Raw genomic sequence first — 18,082 nt, 5'->3', positions numbered from 1 at the left:
ACGCCTCCCACGGGGGCGTGCCCGTCGCCGTGTAGGGGCCGGCCGGGGCGCGCGGGGCGCCGCTGCGGGTCGGCGGGGGCCCGCCACGTCCCGAAGGGGACTTGGGAGCGGGCAGTATAGAGACTGTGAGTCTCATCGATGTGCTTCCGGCCGAACCAGAACCCGACTCCCTCTTCGAGGCGTTCGCTTTGTGGGCCGAGGAGCGGGGCCTCACCCTCTACCCGCACCAGGAGGAGGCCCTCATCGAGGTCGTCTCCGGGTCGAACGTCATCCTCAACACCCCCACCGGCTCCGGTAAGAGCATGGTCGCCACGGGCGCGCTCTTCGCCGCCCTGGCCCGCGACGAGTGCGCGTTCTACACCGCGCCCATCAAGGCGCTGGTGTCGGAGAAGTTCTTCGACCTGTGCAAGATCTTCGGCACCGAGAACGTCGGCATGATGACCGGCGACGCCAGCGTCAACGCCGACGCCCCCATCGTGTGCTGCACCGCCGAGGTCCTCGCCCAGATCGCGCTCGCCGAGGGCGCGAACGCGGACATCGACACCGTCGTCATGGACGAGTTCCACTTCTACGCCGAGCCCGACCGGGGGTGGGCGTGGCAGGTGCCCCTGTTGGAGATGCCGCAGGCGCAGTTCCTGCTGATGTCCGCCACCCTGGGCGACGTCAGCCGGTTCGAGGAGGACCTGGAGAAGCGCACCGGGCGCACCACGGCCGTGGTCGCCTCCGCCGAGCGCCCCGTCCCCCTCTACTACGACTACCGGGTGACCCCGCTGCACGAGACGCTGGAGGAGCTGCTCCGCGACGGCAACGCGCCCGTGTACATCGTGCACTTCACGCAGGCGCAGGCAGTCGAACGCGCCCAGTCGCTGACCAGCATCAACATGTCCACCAAGGAGGAGAAGGCGGCGATCGCGGCGGAGATCGGCAACTTCCGCTTCACGACCAAGTTCGGCCGCAACCTCTCCCGGTACGTGCGGCACGGCATCGGCGTGCACCACGCCGGCATGCTGCCCAAGTACCGGCGCCTGGTCGAGCGGCTGGCCCAGGCGGGCCTGCTCAAGGTCATCTGCGGCACCGACACCCTGGGGGTCGGGGTGAACGTCCCCATCCGCACCGTGCTGTTCACCGCCCTCAGCAAGTACGACGGGGTGCGCGTGCGCCGCCTGCGCGCCCGCGAGTTCCACCAGATCGCCGGGCGGGCGGGACGCGCCGGGTTCGACACGGTCGGCCACGTGGTGGCGCAGGCCCCCGAGCACGTCGTCGAGAACGAGAAGGCCCTGGCCAAGGCGGGCGACGACACCAAGAAGCGCCGCAAGGTGGTGCGCAAGAAGGCGCCCGAGGGGTTCGTCTCCTGGGACGAGGCGACCTTCAACAAGCTCATCGAGGCCGACCCCGAGCCGCTGGCCTCGCGGTTCCGGGTGAGCAACGCCATGCTGCTCAGCGTGATCGCCCGCCCGGGCAACTGCTTCACCGCGATGCGCCACCTGCTCACCGAGAACCACGACGACCGGCCCGCGCAGCGCCGCCACATCCACGAGGCGATCGCCATCTACCGGTCGCTGCTCGACGGCGGCATCGTGGAGACCCTGCCCGAACCCGACGACCAGGGCCGCACCGCCCGGCTCACCGTGGACCTCCAGGCGGACTTCGCGCTCAACCAGCCTCTGTCGACGTTCGCGCTGGCCTCGCTGGACCTGCTGGACAAGGAGTCGCCGACCTACCCGCTCGACGTGCTCACCGTCGTGGAGTCGACCCTGGACGACCCCAGGCAGATCCTCGGCGCCCAGCTCAACAAGGCCCGCGGCGAGGCCGTCCAGCAGATGAAGATGGACGGCATCGAGTACGACGAGCGCATGGAGCTGCTGGAGGAGGTCGACTACCCCAAGCCGCTGGAGGAACTCCTCCACCACGCCTACGACGTCTACCGGCGCGGCCACCCCTGGGTGGGCGACCACCCGCTCCGGCCCAAGACCGTGGCACGCGACATGTACGAGCGGGCGATGAACTTCGTCGAGTACGTCGGCCACTACGAGCTGGCGCGCTCGGAGGGCCTGGTCCTGCGCTACCTGGCCAGCGCGTACAAGGCGCTCAACCAGACGGTGCCCGACGACGCCAAGACGGAGGAGCTGCGCGACCTCATCGAGTGGCTGGGCGAGCTGGTCCGCCAGGTCGACTCCAGCCTGCTGGACGAGTGGGAGCGGCTGACCAACCCCGAGGAGGAGGCCCCGGAGGGGCAGGAGCCCGCCGAGGAGAAGGTGCGGCCGGTCACGGCCAACGCGCGGGCCTTCCGGGTGCTGGTGCGCAACGAGATGTTCCGCCGCGTCGAGCTGGCCTCCCGCCGCCGCTACGGGGACCTGGGCAAGCTGTCCCAGGACGGCGAGTGGAGCGGCGAGGAGTGGGCCGAGGCCGTGGAGGAGTACTTCGCCGAGCACGACGAGATCGGGACCGGACCCGACGCGCGCGGACCGAAGATGCTGCTCATCGAGGAGGAGACCGGGCTGTGGCGCGTGCGCCAGATCTTCGCCGACCCGGCCGGCGACCACGACTGGGGCATCAGCGCGGAGGTGGACCTGGCCGCGTCCGACGCGGAGGGCTACGCGGTCGTGCACGTGGTGGACGTCAACCGGCTGTGACCGTCGAGGGCCCGGGCGGGGTCGCCCCCCGGGCGGCGGTCACGCCGGGGCCGGTCGGCGCCGAGGCCCCCTTGTGACAGGGGAACCGCGCCGCAGACCGCCGCACCGGCCCCTTTCCCCGCCTGTGGACGGCCCCGGTCAGCCGAGCAGGTGGGCGTTGACCTCCCGGACCCCCTGGGCGAGGTCGGGGCGCTCGACGACGGTCCTGCCCGCCGCCCGGAGCCGCTCGGCGCCGTCGCAGTCGACGAACAGGGCGGGCTCCCGCCAGGCGAACACCACGCGCGGGATCGGTGTGGTGAGGATGAGCGCGCTGCACGCCGTCGGCCGGGAGGCCCGGGAGCTGCACGGCTCCAGCGACGAGTAGAGGGTGGCCCCGCGCAGACGGGGGTCGCCGGGGTCGGTCCCGCGCAGCGCGGCCTCCTCGGCGTGGTCGCGCGGGTCGTCCCTGCGTGAGTAGCCCTCGCCCAGGACCGTGCCGTCCCCGGCGACCACGGCGCAACCGACCGAGAAGGCGGTGGCGGAGGGCGGGCACGACCGGGACAGCTCGACGGTCCGGAGGAGCCAGTGCGCGTCCGCGCCGCCCGCGGCCGGCGGCGGCCCGGGGGTCACCGGTCCTCCCCGCGGGTCCGGGGCACGCCCGTCCCGGCGCTCCCGTCCGCCCCGGCCCGTCCTCCCCCGGCCTCCCTCTCCTGCGGGCCGCGGTTGTCGGGGCGGTAGCGCAGGACCGCGACGTCCCCCAGGGCCCTGGCCTCCACGAGGCGCATCGGCGCGGCGGCGGAGTACGGGTAGGCGCCGGGCAGGACGAAGCGCGGCGCGTCCTCCTCCCCCACGAAGAACGGGGCGACCGCCAACCGGATCTCGTCCACCAGGCCCGACGTGAGGAACATGGTGTGGATGTGGCCGCCGCCCTCCACGAGCAGCCGGCCCACCCCGCGGTTCGCGAGGTCGGCCAGGACGGCCTCGGCGGTGGGCGGGCTTCCGGCGTCGACGACCTCGGCCGGCGGGTCCGAGGCGGGCCTGCCGGACAGGCCGGCCCTGGCGGCGTCCACCCCGGGCCCGCCGGTGTAGACGACCGCACCGGCGTCACCGGTGGAGAAGAACCGGGCCCGGGGGTCGAACTCTCCGCTGCGGGTGACCAGGACCTTGAGCAGGTTCTCGGTGCGGCCCTCCCCGCGTCTGCGCGCGCGCAGGGCAGGGGAGCGTACGAGGAGCCGCGGGTCGTCCGCACGCAGGGTGCCGGCCCCCACGAGGATCGCGTCGCATCCCGCGCGCAACTCGTCCACCTCGGCGAAGTCGGCCTCGTTGGAGAGGCGGAGCCGCTCCGGGGTGGTGTCGTCGATGCGCCCGTCGACCGACATGGCGCAGCTCAGGATGGTGTGGGGACGGTCCATGCCCCCAGGCTAGCGAGACGCCGGCGCCCGGGGCGCACCGCCGCGACGGGAGCGGCCGCGCCGCCGCCGGGGCCGGAAGAGGCCATCCGGCGGTTCCGGCGGCGGATCGGGTTTCGGGCCCCGCGCCGGGGGAAGGCCCCCGCCGGGCACCGCGCTCTTTTCGACGACGCAATCCGTTTGCGAAGTGTGCCGTATTCTTCTCCGCCTCCGTTGATTTCCGCAGGCAGTGGGCACGCACGATAAATGGGCGGTCGATTCGTAGTACTAATGCCTTATCCCGGACAGGCCCCGGGGAGCCCTGGACGCCTGCGGCAGTGCTTCCCCCGGGCCCTTCCCGCACGCCTCCGGAGCACCATCAGGATCGGAATCCTCCCGCTGGCCCGCCGGGGCAGGGGTTGTGGGGACCGAGCATCCTCCTTGATTCCTCACATAAAGGACATTACGCATATATGTCCTAGCCAACCCAAGTGTGCCGTAACGTACACGCCCGGTCGACCCGGGGCCACACGGACGCCGTCTTTTACCACCCGAGTCCGTGACTCGGTTAACAACCACGTCAACCAGGAATAGAATCCAGGGGTCGACCAAACTTCCCCACCTCAGACAAGAGGACGGCGATGTCTCGATTCACTTCCCCCGATTTCCTGAGGCAGGCGGGGGGCAAAAACGTCCGGGCCAACCCTCCGCCCGCCGTCGACCTGGCTCGTCCGAGCCTGGCACGGCTCCGTTCCTTCCACCTCAAGGGCAAGGACCACTTCGAGGTCGATCGCGACCTGGCGAGCAGGGCCGAACGCACCGCACCCGGTTTCCAGGACCTGGTCCTGGGTGAACGCGCCTTCCTCCAACGGGCCGTCCGCCACCTCGCCGAGAGCGAGGGAATCCGGCAGTTCATCCAGGTCGGCGCGGGCCTGCCCGCTCCCGGCGACCCCCACCAGATCGCGCAGGAGCACGCGCCGGGCGCACGCGTGCTCTACGCCACCGACGACCCCGTGGTACTGACCCACCACCTGGCCCTGCTCCGCGACGGACACACCACCACCGCGGTGCGGGCCGGCCTGACCACCCCGCGCAGGCTCCTGGACGACCCCGAGACCCGGGCGTTCCTCGACCTGGAGCGCCCCGTGGGGCTGCTGCTCACCGGGGTGGTCGCGCACACGTCCGACGCCGACGCCCCGGCCGAGCACATCGCGGCCCTGCGGGACTCCCTCGCGCCCGGCAGCCACATGGTCCTCAGCCACTACTGCCGTCCCGACCAGTCGTTCTTCCCCAAGGACTTCTCCCGGGCCGAACAGCTGGAGAGGGTGTTCCTGGACCGGCTCGGTTCGGGCCGCTGGCGCACGCGCAAGGAGATCGAGGTGTTCTTCGAGGGCTGGGAGGTCCCCGAACCCGGTCTGATCGAGGTCCAGCGCTGGCGCACGCTCCCCGTGGCCCCGCCGGTCCCGGGCTGCTACCAGATGCCGCAGCGCAACCGGCGGCTCATCATCGGCGGCATCGGCAGGATCTGACCGCCTCCGCTCCCCCTGTCCCGCGCTGGAGCCGCCGGCCCGGCAGCGGGAGGGGGCCGCCCCGCAGGGCGGGAGGCGGCGGAGCACCAGGACGGACCCGTGTGTTTGGTCGACCCCGACACCGCGCGGCGAATGTCCGCGGGGACCGCGTCGCGGCGGTCCCCCGGAACGGTCCGTAGAACGGAAGAGGGCCCCTCCCGTGGGAGGGGCCCTCTTCGTGTGGGCTCCCGCGATTGGACTCGAACCAATGACCTGCCGGTTAACAGCCGGCTGCTCTGCCAATTGAGCTACGCGGGATCGTGCGCCCCCGCGACCCGCGGGCCGTGGCGACAGGACAAGCCTAGCGCCTCCCCCGGGGTGCTCGCGACGTGTTTTCCGGGCTCCCGCGCCGGGTCGCGTGCCCCGTCCGCCGGGAGTCAGCCACAGGGTCCGGACATGCGGGAAGGGCCCGCCGGATCTCTCCGACTGGCCCTTTCCGATACGCTCCCGCGATTGGACTCGAACCAATAACCTGCCGGTTAACAGCCGGCTGCTCTGCCAATTGAGCTACGCGGGATCGTGCGCCCCCGCGACCCGCGGGCCGTGGCGACACCACTAGCGTAGCGCCCCCGGAGAGTGCTCGTGACCGGTGTCGGCACGTGTGGCGGAGCGGCGACAGGGTAACGTGCCAGGCACGGAACACGCCGATCGTCTCCAAGGTCTGAAGAGGGACCCATGCGCTACCGGATCACGTTCGTCGCCGGACTCGCCATCGGATACGTCCTGGGCGCCAAGGCGGGCAGGGCCCGCTACGAGCAGCTCGCACGGACGGCCCGCAGGGTCGCGGACAGCCCCGTCGTCCAGGAGGTCGCCGGGCTCGTCGGCGCCCAGGTCGGCAACGCGGGTCGCACCGTCTACGACAAGACCGTCAACAAGATGCCGATCACGTCGCTGCGCGACTTCCTCGCCCGGCCCACCGACGAGGAGATCGAGCTCGTCGAGTGGGAGACCAGGGTGTCCAACGGCACCCAGCCCGGGAGCGGGCGCTCCGACGACGACGGGGCGGACCGCCCGTGACACTGTTCCGCCGCGGCGTCCCCGCGGGGGTCCGCGCCGGGCTGGAGCGGGGCGAGCGCGTGCTGGCGCACGCGCCCGTCGCCGTTCCGGCCGGGCGGGACGCCGGCGAGCAGGTGCTCGTCACCACCACGCGCGCCCTGTACCTGCCCGGCGGGCGGGCCGTGCCCTGGGAGGACATCGACCGGGCGAGCTGGACCCCCGACACCTTCAGGTTCACGGAGGAGGGGGCGGGCGAGCACACGGTCCGCCTGCGCTCCGACCCGGCCGCCGACGGCGTCGACTACCGCCGCCTGGCGGAGACCGTCGCCGAGCGCGTCACCGCGACCATCCTGGTCAACCGCTTCGTGCCGTTCCCCGGCGCCGGATCCACCACCGGTTTCCGGCTGGTGGCGCGCCGTCCGCCCGGCGGCGCCGACGTGGACTGGCGCGTCCACCTGGGCGAGGGCGTCGACCCGGACGACCCGCGCCTGTCCGACGCCGTCTCCCGGGCGCTGTCGGCCCTGCACGACCAGATGGGCGTCTAGGACGTGGTCCGCGGGTCATTCCGGGCTCGCGTCCGCCGGGCTGCCTCTCGCCGCGCCGACCGCGCTCGGACAGCCAAACCCGGGCTGACCTTCGCCACTCGTCTTGCGAGAGATGGCCCGGCGACCGCTCGCGGCGATCGGCGCAAGCACCGAGCCCGCCGAAAGCACCCACGGACCACACCCTAGGAAGCGCCCTCCGGGGCGGCCCCGGGGCGGGACGGGCGCCGGTCGATCCCCCGGGCGAGGACCTCTGCCAGGTGCAGGGCCCTGCGCCCCGTTCCCTGCGCGATCTGGGTGCGGCAGCTGTAGCCGTCGGCGAGCACCAGCGTCTCCGGGGCGGCCTCCCGCACCCGGGGCAGCAGCTCGCGCTCCCCGATGGCCCTGGAGACCTCGTAGCGGCCCTCCGTGAACCCGAAGTCCCCCGCGAGCCCGCAGCAGCCCGAGTCCAGGACCTCCCCGTCGATCCCGGCCCTGGCGATGAGCGCGCGGTCGGCGTCGAACCCGATGACCGCGTGCTGGTGGCAGTGCACCTGGGCCAGCGCGGAGGCCGGCACCCGGGGCGGCTGCCAGTCCGGCGCGTACTCCTCCAGGAAGCCCGCCAGGGTGTGCACGGACGCGGCCACCCGCTCGCTCTCCGGGCCCGGCAGCAGCTCCAGCAGGTCGTGGCGGAGCGCCGCGGTGCAGCTGGGCTCCAGCCCCACCACCGGCAGCCCCTCCTCGACCAGCGGGGCCAGGGCGCGCACCGCGCGGCGCATGACGGCGCGCGCCACGTCGAGCTGCCCCGTGGACACCCATGTCAGGCCGCAGCACACCTGTCCCCGGGGCAGGACGACGGTGAACCCGGCGTCCTCCAGGACCCGCACGGCGGCGGCGGGCACGCCCGGGTTCATGTGGTTGCCGAAGGTGTCCGGCCACAGGACCACCCTCGGCCCCCCGCGGCGCGCCTCCCCCCGGGCGGCCCGGCGGCGGAAGGCGCGGGTGAAGGTGGTGCGGGCGAACGACGGCAGGTCGCGCTCGGCCGCCACGCCGGCGACCCTCTTCGCCAGGCGGGAGACCCCCGGCAGCCGGGTGGCACGGTCGGCCTCGGCCGGGGCCAGGGCCGCCATCCTCGCCCAGAGCGGCAGCCAGCCCATCGAGTAGTGGGCGGCCGGGCGCACCCGGTTGCGGTAGTGCTGGTGAAGGAACTCGGCCTTGTAGCTCGCCATGTCCACGTTGACGGGGCAGTCGCTCAGGCACCCCTTGCAGGACAGGCACAGGTCGAGGCTCTCGCGCACCTCCTCCGAGCGCCACCCGTCCGTGACGACCTCGCCCCTGGCCATCTCGAACAGCAGGTGGGCGCGGCCCCGTGTGGAGTGCTTCTCCTCCTGGGTGACCTGGTAGCTGGGGCACATGACGCCCGGTCCGGACTGGCGGCGGCACTTGCCGATCCCGGAGCAGCGGCGCAGCGCGCCGGCGGGGTCGCCGCCGTCGTCGCCGTAGGCCAGGGTCGCCCGCGACAGGAGCGGCAGCGGTGTCGCGTCCCGTCCCGGGGACGCCTGCCGGGACGGGACGGTGTCGGCGGCCACCCGGATGTCGGCGTCGAGTGGGAGGGGGTCGACGATGATGCCGGGGTTCATGAGGCCGGCGGGGTCCCAGACGCGCTTGAACTCCCCGAAGGCGCGGATCAGCCCCTCGGGGTACATGCGGGCCAGGAGTTCGGACCGGGCCTGGCCGTCGCCGTGCTCGCCGGACAGGGACCCGCCGTGCCGGACCACCGTGTCGGCGGCCTCCTCCATGAAAGCCCGGTACTCCTGTCGGCCGCGCTCGTGGGTGAGCTCGAAGTCGATGCGCACGTGGAGGCAGCCGTCGCCGAAGTGCCCGTAGACCACCCCGAACCGGCCGTGGCGCTCCATGAGGGCGTCGAAGTCGCGCAGGTAGGCGCCGAGGTTCTCCGGCGGGACCGCCGCGTCCTCCCAGCCCGACCAGGCGTCCGCCCCGGCGGGGGTGCGCTGGGTGAGCCCGGCGCCCTCTTCGCGGATGCGCCAGAGCGCCCTCTGGTGGGCCGGGTCGGAGACGACGCCGGCGTCCTGGGGGCGGGAGGCCCGGGGAAGGCCGGCGAGCATGCGGTCGGCGGCCTCGGCCGCTCCGCCGGGGTCCGGCCCGGCGATCTCCACCAGGAGCCAGGCGCCGCCCTCGGGGAGGGGAACCCGGGCGCGGGAGCCGTGCAGGTCCAGGGCCGCGACCATGCGGTCGTTGATGCCCTCGACGGTGAGCGGGGCGTGGCCGAGGAGGTCGGGGACCGCGTCGGCGGCCGAGGCGGCGTCCGGGTAGCCGAGGACCGCCAGGGCCCGGGCGGGCGGCGACTCGACGAGGCGGACCGTGGCGCCGAGGACGAACGCGCAGGTGCCCTCGGTGCCGACGAGCGCGGCGGCGACGTTGCGGCCCTTCTCCGGGAGCAGCCGGTCCAGGGCGTAGCCGGAGACGCGGCGCCGGAACTCGGGCATGGCGGTGCGCAGCTCGGCCCGGTGCGCGTCGACGAGGCGGGCCAGTGCGGTGTGGATCTCCCCCTCTCGCCCGGGCCGCCGGGTGAGGGCCTCGAACTCCTCCGCGGTGTCGGAGGAGCCGACGGTGAGGCGGGTGCCGTCGCTGAGCAGCAGGTCGAGGGAGACGATGTTGTCGGCGGTGGTCCCCCAGGCCACGGAGTGGGAGCCGCAGGCGTTGTTGCCGACCATGCCGCCGATGGTGCAGCGGCTGTGGGTGGAGGGGTCGGGCGCGAAGGTCAGCCCGTGTTCGGCGGTGGCGGCGCGCAGGTCGTCGAGGATGACGCCGGGCTGCACGGTGGCGGTGCGGGCCTCGGGGTCGATGTGCTCGATGGCGCGCAGGTGGCGGGAGGTGTCGATGACGACGCCGGTGCCGATGGCGTTGCCCGCGATGGACGTGCCGCCGCCCCTGGGGACGACGGGTACGCCGTGCGCCGCGCAGGCGCGGACGGCCGCCACGCAGTCCTCGACGGTCTCGGGCACGACCACCGCGAGGGGGACGCGCCGGTAGTTGGAGGCGTCGGACGTGTAGAGGGCGCGGGTGCCCGCGTCGAAGGAGACCGTGCCCCGGATGCTGCTCTCCAGGTCGCGGCGGAGTCCGGCGACGTCGGTTCGGGCGCTGGTACTGCTGTGCGGGTCGGCCATGGTGCCCAGGGTGGCGCGGCCGGTGGCGGCCCCGCAACCGTGCCGCGCGGATCCGTGTCGGCGGGGGCGGGCCTGCGGGCGGAATCCGCGGGGGGCCGGGAACGGCGGCGGGACGGGGCCTCAGGGGGCCGGGACGGCACACGGGCGGCGGACCACGGAGGGCAGGCTCCGGGACACGGGCAGCAGGACACGGGTCCGGGCGGGCGGGACGGGCTGCCCGTCCGCCGCGGCGGGGCCTTCGGCCGGGCCGGCGGTCAGCCCCCGAGCGACGCGTCCATGGCGCGCACCAGGGTGCCGTCGGGGTCCATGTCCAGGTTCCACACCATGAGCCCGCCCAGGCCCCGGTCGAGTACGTACTCGCCCTTGAGGGCGATCACGTCGGGGTTGTCGTAGGTCCACCACTCGTCGCCGTCGTGGACCCAGTAGGCGCCGGCCTCCTCGTCCAGGTGGCGGCGCCCCTCCAGCTCCTCCAGGTCGCCGAAGGCCATGGTGGGGCCGTCGTAGTGGTCGTCGGCGGGCCCCTCGGCGGTCTGGCCGCGCCCTCCGTCCCGGTCGGAGCGCACGCCCTGCCAGCCCCGGCCGAAGGCGGGGACGCCCATCACCAGCTTCTCCGGGGGCGCCCCCGCGTCGAGGTAGCGCCGGATCGCGGCGTCGACGCTGTTGGCGTCCGGCTGGGAGGCGGGCGCGAACAGGTTCGAGTGGTGGGCGGTCCCGTCGCTCCACGGCCCGGCGAAGTCGTAGCCCTGCACGGTGGCGAAGTCCACCTGCCCGAAGATCGCGGGGTCGTAGGACCCGCTGGTCTCCGCCGCTCCGGACAGGGACACCGACAGGACGTACTCCTCCCCCGTCTCCGCGGACAGCTCGTCGAGCCGGCGGCGGAACTCGGCGACCAGCAGGGTGAAGTTGGCGGCGTCGTCGGGGTGCTCGACGTTGTCCGGGTGCCCGGCTCCCCCGGGCCACTCCCAGTCCAGGTCGATGCCGTCGAAGACCCCGGCGGCCGCGCCGTCGCCCCCTTGGGGCTCGCCGCCGCGGACCGGGAGGTCGCCCCGCAGCCACAGGTCCACGCAGGAGGCCGCGAAGGCCTCACGGGACTCCTGGGTGCGCGCCGCGACCGAGAAGTGGGTCGACCAGTTCCAGCCGCCCAGGGAGAGGCTGGCCCCCAGGTCCGGGTGGCGTTCGCGCAGCAGGCGCAGCTGGTTGAGTCCGCCCGCGAGCTCCTGCTCGTACTCGTCGGGCTCGCCGCCGACGCTCTCGTCCCCCTCGTACCTGCGCTGGTACAGCTCCCACGGCTGGTCGTGGGTGTCGGGGATGTGGCAGAGCCCCTCCGGGCTGATCGCCCCGAACGCCCACATGAGCCGGGTCAGGCGGTCGGCGGAGCCGCTGTCCTCGAACTCCTTGAGGGTGTATCCGCGGTTGGCCACGTTCCAGTCGGCGAAGTACCCGATGCGCTCGGGGTTCCTCGCGGTCGCGACGGCGAAGAGCCCCGTGACCAGTGCCCCGGCGGTGACGACGGCCCCCAGCGCGAGGAGCGGGGAGCGCCGCCGGGGGAGGTCCGGGGTGTTCGGCTGGTTCGGGGTGGCGGTCACCCCTCGACGTTAGGGGCCGGGGGCGGCGGGCACCGGAGGTTCGGCCCATGTCGGCCACATGAGGCCGTTCCCGCCGCGGCGGGGAACCCTGGGGGCGGCCCGTGCGTTGGTTTTCGGGTCCGGGGTGGCGCGGGCGGGCGGCGCGGCGCGGTCAGTCGCCCGTGATGTAGTCGCGCAGGGTGCCGGCCCGGGAGGGGTGCCGGAGCTTGGCCAGGGTCTTGGCCTCGATCTGGCGGATGCGTTCGCGGGTCACCCCGAACTCGCGGCCGACCTCCTCCAGGGTGTGCGGGTGCCCGTCGGCCATCCCGAAGCGCAGCCGGATGATGCGCCGCTCCCGGTCGGACAGGTCGCCGAGGATGGCGTGCAGCTGCTCCTGGAGCAGGGTGAAGGCCGCCGCCTCGACCGGGACGACCGCGTCGGAGTCCTCTATGAAGTCACCGAAGTCGGACTCCTCGTCGCCGATCGGCGCCTGGAGCGACACGGGCTCCCGGGCGATCCGCTGGATCTCCAGGATCCGGTCCCCGACGCATCCGGCGGCCGAGGAGACCTCCGCGGTACTCGGTTCGCGCCCGAGCTGCTGGTGGAGCTGGTGCTGCACCCGGACGAGTTTGTTGATCGTCTCGACCATGTGGACGGGGATGCGGATCGTGCGCGCCTGGTCCGCTATCGCCCGGGTGATGGCCTGCCTGATCCACCACGTCGCGTAGGTGGAGAACTTGAACCCCTTGGCGTAGTCGAACTTCTCGACGGCGCGGATCAGGCCGAGGTTGCCCTCCTGGACGAGGTCGAGGAAGAGCAGGCCCCTCCCCATGTACCGCTTGGCGATCGACACGACCAGGCGGAGGTTGGATTCGATCAGGCGCCTCTTGGCCCGCCCTCCCTCCTCCACGAGGACGGCGAGCTCCTCCGGCGAGCACGCGCCGTCGGCGCACGACCGGTGCTGCGCGTACAGGCCGACCTCGACGGCCCTGGCGAGCTCGACCTCCTGCTCGGCGGTGAGCAGCGGCACCCGGCCGATCTCGCGCAGGTACAGGCGCACCAGGTCCGATCCGGAGCGGCGGGCGCCGTCGGGGGGCTGGGCGGCCTCGTCGGGGTCGGAGACCTCGATGCCGATCCGGGCGAGGTGGGCGACCGTCCGGTCCAGCGACTCCGGCGGCGCGTCCAGTCGTTCCAGGGCCGAGGCGACCTCGCTCCGGCTGACCGCCCCGCCACCGGTGTCGGGGAGCAGTCCGGCCACCTGGCGAATGGGTGGCATTTCGTTGGTCGCAACCGTGGGAGACACCATCCCATTGTGCCCTTTCGGGCACCGGAAAAGGGAGAACTACTATTGTCACCCCGGTGCTACATACCGTCCGCCAACTCGTCCTGGAAGGCACGTTTTTCCTGCTGGAGCGCCATGAGTTCGGTCAATACCCGCTGTTGTTCCTCAACCTGGGAACCCGATCCCAGGCGGGACAGCTCTGACCTCAGGTTTGACTCGCGCCGGTTGATGGAATGAGTTCTGATTGTGCTCAGCATTTGCCGCGCGTAATGCTCGTCGAGTTCTCCGTAGAACTCCACCTGCTCGACCGCCAGCCGGGTGAGGAAATCCCGCTGGGTCTCGTTGGGAGCGGCCTCCCGCAGGGCGCTCACCCACGCGGCGGGGTCGTGCGCGGCGGCCACTCCCCCCGCGGCGATGATGAGCTGGAGCACCGCCTTGTGCTGGGGGACGGTGAAGTCCTCGTCGGTGAACTTGTCGAAGCCGACGGCCAGGGACGGGTACTGGAGGGCGATCTTGAGCGCCTGGCGCTCGCGGAGCAGGGACTGGTCGTTCAGGTTGTACGGGGCGTCCTGCGCGTCGGGGGTGGGAACGGGGCGCGCCGCGGGCGCGGCCGTCCGCCCCTCCTGCGCGCCTCCCCGGCGGATGTGCTGGTTGACGCGGCGCAGCACGAAGGACTCGTCCAGGATGCCGAGCCAGCGGTCCAGGTTGGTGCCGTAGAGCCTGCGCACCCCCGCGTTGCGGATGCTGGCGACCACCGGCGCGGCGGCGTCCAGCGCGGCGATGCGGCCCTCGGGCGCGGAGAGGTCGTAGTCCTCGATGACCTTGCGGATCATGAACTCGTACAGGGGCGCGGGGTTGTCGACGAGGTCCGCCACCGCCTGGTCCCCGTGGCGGAGCCGCAGGTCGCAGGGGTCGAGCCCGTCGGGCTGGACGGCCACGAAGGTCTCGGAGGCGAAGCCGTGCTCCTCGGCGAAGGCGCGCACCGCGGCCTTCTGGCCGGCCGCGTCGCCGTCGAACGTGAACACCACCCGGCCGCCCTGGTTGGAGCGGCCCAGGAGCATGCGGCGCAGGATCTTGAGGTGGTCCTCGCCGAAGGAGGTGCCGCACGTGGCGACCGCGGTGGTCACCCCGGCCAGGTGGCAGGCCATGACGTCGGTGTAGCCCTCGACGATGACCGCCTGGCTCTTCTGGGAGATGTCGCGTTTGGCAAGGTCGAGGCCGTACAGCAGCCGCCCCTTGTGGAAGATGGGGCTCTCCGGCGAGTTGAGGTACTTGGGCCCGTCCTCGGCCGGGTCGAGCTTGCGCGCACCGAAGCCGACGACCTCCCCGGTGACCTCGCGGATGGGCCACAGCAGCCGGTTGCGGAAGCGGTCGTAGGCGCCCCGACGCCCCTGGCTGGCCAGCCCTCCCTCGATCAGCTCCTGGTCGGTGAAGCCCTTGCGTCGCAGGTGCGAGGTGAGGTTCTCCCATCCGGCGGGCGCGTAGCCCAGGCCGAAGTGCTCGGCGTGGACGCGGTTGAAGCCGCGCTCGTCGAGGAAGCGGCGGGCGGTGACGGCCCCGGCGGTGAGGAGCTGCTCGGCGAAGTACTCCGCGGCGGCGCGGTGCGCGTCGAGGAGGCGCTGCCGTTTGCCCGAGTCGTGCCGCGCCGTGCTGCGGCCGCCCTCCTCGTAGCGCAGGGTGACCCCGACCTGCCGGGCGAGCGACTCGACGGCCTCGGCAAAGCTGAGGCTGTCGATCTTCTGCAGGAAGGAGATGGTGTCCCCGCCCTCCCCGCAGCCGAAGCAGTACCAGAGGTTCTTGGAGGGGGTGACGTTGAAGGAGGGGGACTTCTCGTCGTGGAAGGGGCACAGCCCCTTCAGCGAGCCGCCTCCCGCGTTGCGCAGCTGGAGGTACTCGCCGATCACGTCCGCGATGGGCGCGCGTTCGCGTACGAGCGCGATGTCTTCGTCTCTGATCCGGCCTGCCACGGTCCCCAGGGTAGTTCTCCCCCGGGCCGTTCCGACCGCCGTCCGGGGCACCGCGGGTTCTCCCGCCGTCCACACCCCTGACACCGGGGGGTCGGCTCCTCGCCGGTCGGCCCTGGGAGGGTGCGACCACCACCGGTCCAACCGAGGAGGGACGACGCGGTGCCTGGCATCCCCCACCGGCCCGGCCGCACCAGGACGTTGTTCGTCGTGGCCGCCGGAACAGTCATCGCGGCGCTGCTCGCGGCCATCGGCGTGGTCCTGGTCGACCGCGTCCTCGGGGACCGCCGGCCGGTCGAGGGGATCGTCGGGTCGGAGAAGGTCGCGTTCTTCGAGGACGAGCGCGTCGTGGAGAGGTTCGGCGAGCTGGGGTACGAGGTGCGGGTGCGCCCGCGCGGATCGCGCCTGCTGGCGGAGGAGCCCGGCGACGCGGACTTCGTCTCCCCCGGCTCCCGGCACCTGGCCGAGCGCGCCAGGGAGCTCAACGGGGTCACCGCCGAGTACCAGCCGTTCAGCACCCCGATGGTCCTCCTCGCCTACGAGCCGATGGTCCGGGCCCTGGAGGAGGCCGGGGTCGCCCGGCGGGCCGAGGACGGCGCGTGGGAGTTCGACATGGCGGCCTACCTGGAGCTGACGGAGGAGCGGACCCGCTGGCGCGACCTGCCCGGCGACTCGGTGAGCTCCAGCAACCGCAACGAGGTCCTGATCCGGACCACCGACCCGCGCACCTCCAACTCGGCCGCCATGTACGTGGCCGTCCTCTCCTACCTGCTCAACGGCGAGGAGGCCGTGTCCCCGGGCCCGGTGGACCGGGAGATCGTCGACACGCTCTCCCGGCTCTTCCTCGCCCAGGGCCAGCCCCCCGAGTCCTCGCAGCAGCCCTTCGAGCAGTTCCGGGACCTGGGCGCGGGCCACACGCCGCTGGTGTGGGTCTACGAGTCCCAGTACGTCCACGCCATGGTGGAGGGCCCCGCCCCGGCGGACGGCGTGGTGGTGCTCTACCCGGGGCCGACCGTGTACGCCGAGCACACCGTCGTCCCCCTCACCGGGGCGGGCGACGAGGTCGGGCGCCTGCTCACCGGGGACGCGGAGCTCCAGGCGCTGGCGGCCGGCCACGGGTTCCGCACCGAGGACACCCGGCACTTCCAGGACCTGGTGGACGAGCACGGCCTCTCCGTCCGCACGCAGGTCGCCGACGTGGTCCACCCGCCCGCCTACGAGGCCCTGGAGTCCCTGCTGACCGGTATCGAGGACGCCTACACGAGCAGCGGGATGCGTCCGCCCGCGGACGACGGGGAGGACACGGGCCGCGCCGGCGGAGGCGCGGCGGCGGGAGGGGCGGGATGAGGTCCCCGACGGCTTCCGCGGCGGGCGCCGCGGCCCTGGCCCTGGTCCTGGCGGCCGGGGCTTGCACGGTCCCGGGCGGGTCCGCGGACACCCTGAGGGTGCTGGCGGGCAGCGAGATCGCCGACCTGGAACCCCTGCTGGAGGAGGTCTCCGAGCGGACCGGCGTGACGGTGGAGCTGGACTACACCGGCACCCTGGACGGACTCGCCCGGGTGGCCGGGGGCGACACCGACGGGTACGACGCCGTCTGGTTCGGCTCGAACCGCTACCTGCACCTGGACGGGGGCGGCAGGACGGCCGTGCACACCGAGACCCCCGTCATGGTCTCCCCCGTGGTCCTGGGCGTGACCGGGTCGCGCGCGGACGAGCTGGGGTGGACCGGCGGCGCGGAGGTGACCTGGGCGGACGTGAGCAGGGCGGTCGCGGAGGAGGGTCTGACCTACGGGATGACCCACCCCGGCGCCTCCAACTCCGGCTTCTCGGCGCTGATCGGCGTGGCCTCGGCCCTGGCCGACACGGGCACCGCCCTGGAGAGCCGGGACGTGGAGAGGGTCCGCCCGGAGCTGGAGGAGTTCTTCGGGGGCCAGGAGGTCACCGCGGGCTCGTCCGGATGGCTGTCGGAGGCGTTCGAGCGGCGCGCCCGCGAGGGGCGGCCGGTGGACGGCCTGATCAACTACGAGTCGGTACTGCTGTCGCTGAACGCCTCCGGCACGCTGGAGGAGCCGCTCGCTCTGGTGCACCCCGCGGACGGCGCGGTGACGGCCGACTACCCGCTGACACTGCTGGCGGACCCCTCGGAGGACGCCGTGTCCGCGTACGGGCGCCTGGTCGAGGACCTGCTGTCGGGCCCGACCCAGCAGCGGATCGCCGACGACACGTGGCGCCGCCCGGTCTCCCCGGACGCGGTGCTGCGGGCGCAGGTCCCGCCCCTGGTGGAGCTGCCGTTCCCCGCCCACAGGCAGGTGGTGGACGACCTGGTCGCCGACTACGTCGGCGTCCTGCGCCGTCCGGCGCGCACCGTGTACGTGCTGGACGTGTCGGGGTCGATGGAGGGCGAGCGCATCCGTGAGCTGCGGTCGGCGCTGGTGGCCCTGACGGGGGCGGACGGCGGGTCCCTGGCCCGGCGGACGCAGGCGTTCCAGGAGCGGGAGGAGATCACGCTGCTGCCGTTCGCCACCGAGCCCGGTGAGCCGCGCACGTTCGTGATGGAGCCGGGGTCCGCGGACGCGGTCGCGGAGGACGTGGCTGAGGAGGTCCGGTCCCTGGAGGCCGACGGCGAGACGGCCACCTACGACGCGCTGCGGGAGGCGTACGCGCTGCTGGAGGGCGGTTCCGGCGACCACCTGACGTCGGTGGTGCTGATGACCGACGGCGAGGTGAACCTGGGTTCGGACCTGGAGGACTTCCGGCTCTCCCTGGAGGAGCTGTCGCCGGAGGCGGCGGCCGCGCCCGTCTTCACGGTGCTGTTCGGCGACTCGGACGAGTCGGAGATGTCGAGCGTCGCCGAGGTGACGGGCGGCCGGGTCTTCGACGCCCGCGAACAGGACCTCGAACAGATCTTCCGGGAGATCCGCGGCTACCAGTAGGGCTGGCGGGGCGGCGCCCTCGGCCGCTGTCGGCGGCGGCCCGGCGGTGCGCCGTGCGGGGAAGC

At 73.2% G+C, this 18,082-nt stretch carries 12 protein-coding genes and 2 tRNA genes; 6 read left to right on the top strand and 8 right to left on the bottom strand.

Annotated features, from left to right (window positions below):
* The first annotated feature begins 140 nt into the window (after window positions 1-140).
* Window positions 141-2,633 (top strand): DEAD/DEAH box helicase, encoded by a 2,493-nt coding sequence (locus ACWGL3_RS08755; RefSeq protein ID WP_267950470.1) that lies wholly within the window; start codon window positions 141-143, stop codon window positions 2,631-2,633.
* 138 nt (window positions 2,634-2,771) lie between these two features.
* Here the strand turns inward: ACWGL3_RS08755 and ACWGL3_RS08750 are convergent, their stop codons facing one another.
* A complete protein-coding gene (locus ACWGL3_RS08750) occupies window positions 2,772-3,242 on the bottom strand; it encodes a cytidine/deoxycytidylate deaminase family protein (protein WP_267945926.1) in 471 nt (156 codons plus the stop codon).
* A complete protein-coding gene (locus tag ACWGL3_RS08745) occupies window positions 3,239-4,024 on the bottom strand; it encodes a RibD family protein (protein ID WP_267945927.1) in 786 nt (261 codons plus the stop codon). Before ACWGL3_RS08745 ends, ACWGL3_RS08750 begins: the two co-directional genes overlap by 4 nt.
* A gap of 617 nt (window positions 4,025-4,641) precedes the next feature.
* On the opposite strand from ACWGL3_RS08745, the gene ACWGL3_RS08740 reads away from it, so the two are divergent.
* Window positions 4,642-5,529 carry an SAM-dependent methyltransferase gene (locus ACWGL3_RS08740; protein WP_267945928.1) on the top strand — a complete coding sequence of 296 codons (888 nt, stop codon included), beginning with the start codon at window positions 4,642-4,644 and terminating at the stop codon, window positions 5,527-5,529.
* Between the two features lie 224 nt (window positions 5,530-5,753).
* On the opposite strand, the gene ACWGL3_RS08735 is transcribed toward ACWGL3_RS08740, so the two are convergent.
* Window positions 5,754-5,826 (bottom strand) — tRNA-Asn (locus tag ACWGL3_RS08735).
* A gap of 186 nt (window positions 5,827-6,012) precedes the next feature.
* A tRNA-Asn gene (locus ACWGL3_RS08730) sits at window positions 6,013-6,085 on the bottom strand.
* A gap of 158 nt (window positions 6,086-6,243) precedes the next feature.
* Between ACWGL3_RS08730 and ACWGL3_RS08725 the strand changes: the two genes are divergently transcribed.
* Window positions 6,244-6,585: a hypothetical protein gene (locus tag ACWGL3_RS08725; RefSeq protein WP_267945929.1), complete on the top strand. Its 342-nt coding sequence runs from the start codon at window positions 6,244-6,246 to the stop codon at window positions 6,583-6,585.
* On the top strand, window positions 6,582-7,109 hold the full coding sequence (locus tag ACWGL3_RS08720) for a hypothetical protein (protein ID WP_267945930.1): 528 nt from the start codon (window positions 6,582-6,584) through the stop codon (window positions 7,107-7,109). Before ACWGL3_RS08725 ends, ACWGL3_RS08720 begins: the two co-directional genes overlap by 4 nt.
* Window positions 7,110-7,291: 182 nt before the next feature.
* Here ACWGL3_RS08720 and ACWGL3_RS08715 read toward each other — a convergent pair whose 3' ends face one another.
* The 4 genes from ACWGL3_RS08715 to dnaG all read right to left on the bottom strand — a co-directional run bounded on the left by ACWGL3_RS08715 (window position 7,292) and on the right by dnaG (window position 15,087).
* Window positions 7,292-10,273, bottom strand: coding sequence for an FAD-binding and (Fe-S)-binding domain-containing protein (locus tag ACWGL3_RS08715; RefSeq protein ID WP_267945931.1), 2,982 nt, complete (start codon window positions 10,271-10,273; stop codon window positions 7,292-7,294).
* Window positions 10,274-10,527: 254 nt separating this feature from the next.
* Window positions 10,528-11,859 (bottom strand): glycoside hydrolase family 18 protein, encoded by a 1,332-nt coding sequence (locus ACWGL3_RS08710; RefSeq protein WP_267945932.1) that lies wholly within the window; start codon window positions 11,857-11,859, stop codon window positions 10,528-10,530.
* A gap of 151 nt (window positions 11,860-12,010) precedes the next feature.
* Window positions 12,011-13,114 (bottom strand): RNA polymerase sigma factor RpoD, encoded by a 1,104-nt coding sequence (rpoD, locus tag ACWGL3_RS08705; RefSeq protein ID WP_267945933.1) that lies wholly within the window; start codon window positions 13,112-13,114, stop codon window positions 12,011-12,013.
* 86 nt (window positions 13,115-13,200) lie between these two features.
* The gene (gene dnaG, locus ACWGL3_RS08700; RefSeq protein ID WP_267945934.1) at window positions 13,201-15,087 is read right to left on the bottom strand and encodes a DNA primase; all 1,887 of its coding nucleotides are present in this window, start codon (window positions 15,085-15,087) and stop codon (window positions 13,201-13,203) included.
* A 159-nt stretch (window positions 15,088-15,246) separates the two neighbouring features.
* Between dnaG and ACWGL3_RS08695 the strand changes: the two genes are divergently transcribed.
* Both ACWGL3_RS08695 and ACWGL3_RS08690 read left to right on the top strand, forming a co-directional pair.
* Complete coding sequence (locus ACWGL3_RS08695) at window positions 15,247-16,431, top strand: substrate-binding domain-containing protein (RefSeq protein WP_267945935.1); 1,185 nt, start codon at window positions 15,247-15,249, stop codon at window positions 16,429-16,431.
* Complete coding sequence (locus ACWGL3_RS08690; protein WP_452461109.1) at window positions 16,428-18,017, top strand: VWA domain-containing protein; 1,590 nt, start codon at window positions 16,428-16,430, stop codon at window positions 18,015-18,017. Before ACWGL3_RS08695 ends, ACWGL3_RS08690 begins: the two co-directional genes overlap by 4 nt.
* The last annotated feature ends 65 nt before the right edge of the window (window positions 18,018-18,082 follow it).

It is taken from the genome of Nocardiopsis sp. NPDC055824, assembly GCF_053616335.1.
Note: the sequence above shows the minus strand (reverse complement) of the source record. Positions and strands in the feature narration are given on the sequence as shown.

What these genes read in the sequence shown, in the direction of transcription:
- ACWGL3_RS08745 (WP_267945927.1), bottom strand. Translation starts at nt 4,024, where the DNA reads ATGGACCGTCCCCACACCATCCTGAGCTGCGCCATGTCGGTCGACGGG.
- ACWGL3_RS08740 (WP_267945928.1), top strand. Translation starts at nt 4,642, where the DNA reads ATGTCTCGATTCACTTCCCCCGATTTCCTGAGGCAGGCGGGGGGCAAA.
- ACWGL3_RS08725 (WP_267945929.1), top strand. Translation starts at nt 6,244, where the DNA reads ATGCGCTACCGGATCACGTTCGTCGCCGGACTCGCCATCGGATACGTC.
- ACWGL3_RS08715 (WP_267945931.1), bottom strand. Translation starts at nt 10,273, where the DNA reads ATGGCCGACCCGCACAGCAGTACCAGCGCCCGAACCGACGTCGCCGGA.
- rpoD (WP_267945933.1), bottom strand. Translation starts at nt 13,114, where the DNA reads ATGCCACCCATTCGCCAGGTGGCCGGACTGCTCCCCGACACCGGTGGC.
- ACWGL3_RS08690 (WP_452461109.1), top strand. Translation starts at nt 16,428, where the DNA reads ATGAGGTCCCCGACGGCTTCCGCGGCGGGCGCCGCGGCCCTGGCCCTG.